General features: G+C 40.4%; 4 protein-coding genes and 1 tRNA gene. 1 reads left to right on the forward strand and 4 read right to left on the reverse strand.

What is annotated here, in order from left to right; all coding sequences use genetic code 11:
* The 4 genes from JR005_RS14865 to pyrC all read right to left on the reverse strand — a co-directional run.
* Nucleotides 1–523: amino acid permease (locus JR005_RS14865; protein WP_228731682.1), on the reverse strand; the 523-nt coding region annotated here is incomplete at its 3' end.
* A 120-nt stretch (nt 524–643) separates the two neighbouring features.
* A tRNA-Glu gene (locus JR005_RS09835) sits at nt 644–719 on the reverse strand.
* Nucleotides 720–737: 18 nt separating this feature from the next.
* Complete coding sequence (gene rnt / locus JR005_RS09840; RefSeq protein WP_218664979.1) at nt 738–1,403, reverse strand: ribonuclease T; 666 nt, start codon at nt 1,401–1,403, stop codon at nt 738–740.
* Entirely contained in the window at nt 1,388–2,422 is a 1,035-nt protein-coding gene (gene pyrC / locus JR005_RS09845; RefSeq protein ID WP_049176155.1) for a dihydroorotase, read from the reverse strand. The genes rnt and pyrC overlap by 16 nt, the downstream gene beginning before the upstream one ends.
* 151 nt (nt 2,423–2,573) lie before the next feature.
* Between pyrC and JR005_RS09850 the strand changes: the two genes are divergently transcribed.
* On the forward strand, nt 2,574–3,576 hold a 1,003-nt coding region (locus JR005_RS09850), incomplete at its 3' end, for a GGDEF domain-containing protein (protein WP_218664980.1).

Raw genomic sequence — 3,576 nt, forward strand, 5'->3', positions numbered from 1 at the left:
AACTGATGACGGTTATGACTTTTACTAGCGAGAGCCAAAACTCCGATTCAGCAAAAATTTTGGTCGAACTGAGATTGAGTGTGAAAATAGTGGCTGCAAAGATCAGTGTCCAGATCCACATCGAAATATGAGGAAACCATTCCTGCATCAGTAATGCCGCGGCGGTAAATTCGGTTCCGAGCGTTGCTGTCCATGTCAGCCAGTAGAGCCACGACACCATATAGCCTGTACTTGGGCCAATATATTTGGCCGCATACGCCCCAAAAGAACCAGAAACAGGCATATGTACAGCTAATTCGCCTAAACACAGCATCACCATGTAGGCAATCAATCCACCTAAAATATAGGCAAGAATTGCTCCAATCGGGCCTGTTTGAGAAATGACTTCACCTGAGCCTAAAAAAAGACCTGTACCAATTGCACCGCCTAAAGAAAGCATAACCAAATGGCGCGTACTCATTGCTCGTTTTAATGGAGCAGAATCACTGGATGAGGTGATATTTGAAGATTCAGATGGTTGCATACACAACGTCACGTTCAAAATGGACAAGCGCGCTATTGTAGAGAAAAATTAGAAATGTGCAATCTTGAGGCAGACAAACAATAGCCAATAGGCACAATAAAAAAGAAAGGATTTAAAAAATGGCGTCCCTACGGGGATTCGAACCCCGGTTACCGCCGTGAAAGGGCGATGTCCTAGGCCTCTAGACGATAGGGACGTTGAGGATGGCGGTATCTTAAGAATCCGCCGGTAAAGTGTCAAGTAAGTAAGGGGCGAGTTTGTTCAAAATATAGCAAAACAGTTCAGCTGTCTTTTGTGTATCGTACAAAGCCGAATGTGCTTCTTTACCATCAAACTCGATTCCAGCCTGAATACAGGCCCTTGCCAATACTGTTTGACCAAACATGACAGCGCTTAAAGTTACGGTATCAAACACCGAGAAGCTGTGAAATGGATTCTGATTTTTGGTTGATGTACGTGCAATCGCTGCTTGTAAAAAACCAAGATCAAAATGCGCATTATGGCCAACCAGTACCGTATGGGTACATTGCTGTTGACGACGGACTTCATTGAGCGATTTAAAAATACGGCGTAAAGCTGTTTTTTCATCTTCAGCCATGGCAACACGCATGGGATTAAAAGGATCAATCCCAATAAAATCTAAAGATCTTCGATCAAGATTAGCGCCTTCAAATGGATTGATATGCGCATGATAAGCCTCACCAGGTACAAATCGACCTGCTTCATTATAAACAATCGGAATACAGGCGATTTCGAGTAAAGCATCTGTTTGTGAATTAAAGCCCGCTGTTTCGACATCGACCACAACAGGCAAAAAACCACGAAAACGATGCCCAATCACGGGTGGAGCGCTGATTTGTTGGTTCACACTTTCCTCCATTGAAGAGTTTTACCTGCATACAGTGGAATAATTTTTTCACCATCCAGATAATCGAGCTGTTCTGGAATGGTTTGTTCCTCTTTGACCAAGGTAATGGTTGTCGTATTGCGCGGTAAACCATAAAAGTCTGCACCAAAGTGACTGGCAAAGCCCTCAAGCCGTTCAATTTTACCGACTTGATCAAATGCTTGTGCATACAGCTCAATTGCAGTGGGGGCACTATAGCAGCCTGCACAGCCACATGCATTTTCTTTAGCATTTTTCGAATGCGGTGCACTATCTGTACCCAAGAAAAACTTTGGATTACCACTGGTTGCAACTTCAATCAATGTTTGTTGGTGCGTTTGACGTTTTAAAATCGGTAAACAGTAGAAATGCGGTTTAATTCCACCGACCAACATGTCATTACGATTAAACAATAAATGCTGCGGGGTAATAGTTGCAGCCACATTGCGATCATGTTCAAGTACAAAATGTGCAGCTTCGCTGGTGGTGATGTGTTCAAGAACCAGTTTAAGCTTTGGAAATTGTTTTAATAATGGCGATAAAATTTCATCAAGAAAACGTTTTTCACGATCAAAAATATCTACATGATGATGAGTGACTTCCCCATGCAGTAATAATGGAACCTGATGTTCTTCGAGTTGTTCAATCACCGCATAGACTTTGCGGATATCACTGACCCCATTGTCTGAATTGGTGGTTGCACCAGCAGGATAGAGCTTAATTGCATTGACATGCGCTGAAGCTTTAATTTTACGGACTTCATCTGGAGATGTTTGATCAGTGAAATACAACACCATACGCGGATCAAAATTTATTCCTTCAGGTACATGCGCCATGATGCGTTCACGGTAGGCCAGTGCTTCTTCAACAGTTTTTACTGGTGGAACCAGATTAGGCATACAGATTGCGCGGGCAAATTGTTGAGCTAAATCAGGAACAGTTCGTTGTAGGGCTAAACCATCACGTAAATGAGCGTGCCAGTCATCGGGCTGAAGAAGAGTAATAGTATCCAAGGCGATTCAAACTGAAAAATAAAACAGATGATAATCCATATATGCTCAAAATGGTAAACAGTTTTATGGATAAAAAGCGAAATCGGGTTGATAAAAGTCATGTTAAGTGTATTATTTTTATTCAAATAAGGATGATTTCTTGCAGGGTGTAATGGATTATAAATACAACCTTGACGAGCTTCATAAAAGAAAAGAAGAAGTTGAACAGCTTTCGCATGTACGTGAAAAACAGACCAATCGGGCTTTACCAAGGGTATTGGAAAACCAGTTCTGGAATATGCATATTGAGCGTACACGGCTAAATACTATTCAATTTTTTTGGAGCGGTCTCGTCACCTATATTATTTTTATGTTATTGACGGTTCCTGGTGATTATATGGTCATCGAGAAACAATATTTTATTTCAGATTTTGTTCGATGCCTTTTAAGTGTAATCAATGGGGCGGTGTGTTTATTGGTTTATGTCGCTTTTGCCAAAATTTCATCATTAAGGCCATATTTTTATCAGGCAGCCTATACGATCGTGCTTTGGGCAATTGTTGTAACATCAATTCTGATGATGACTGTGCAGAGTGAAGCACTTAAAAATCAGGCGATGTTATTGATCTCATTTATATATATGTTGGGTTTTATTCTGAGTGGGCTAAAACCTATACATATGTTAATGGTCGGAATGCTATCTGCATTGATTACGTTGACGTGGCTTACAGTTTTTAATATTGATTTTCATCTGGTGATTTTAACGCGCGCTTTAATCGGGAGTTGTTTATTAGGTTTTGCCATTAGTTCAATGTTGGTATCTAAAGAAAGAATGTTGTTTTTAAATGCAAAACTTTCTGAAATTAATGAAAATATTCAGCGCATTCATGCCTCTGAATTTTTACATCTGAGTCAGCATGATGGATTAACCCAACTTTCTAACCGACGAACTTTCGATGAAATGTTAGATGTGTTCTATTTACAGACCCGAAGGGATAATAGCTCTTTAGGAATTTTGTTTATCGATATCGATTTTTTTAAAAATTATAATGACTTTTATGGGCATCAGATGGGTGATCATGTCATAGCCAGTCTGGCAAAAGCCATAAAAAATTCGATTCGGCACATGGACTTCGTGGCTCGCTATGGGGGTGAAGAATTTGTGGTGTTATTGC

This window comes from Acinetobacter sp. Colony158 (genome assembly GCF_019264745.1).
Lineage (GTDB): Bacteria > Pseudomonadota > Gammaproteobacteria > Pseudomonadales > Moraxellaceae > Acinetobacter > Acinetobacter ursingii.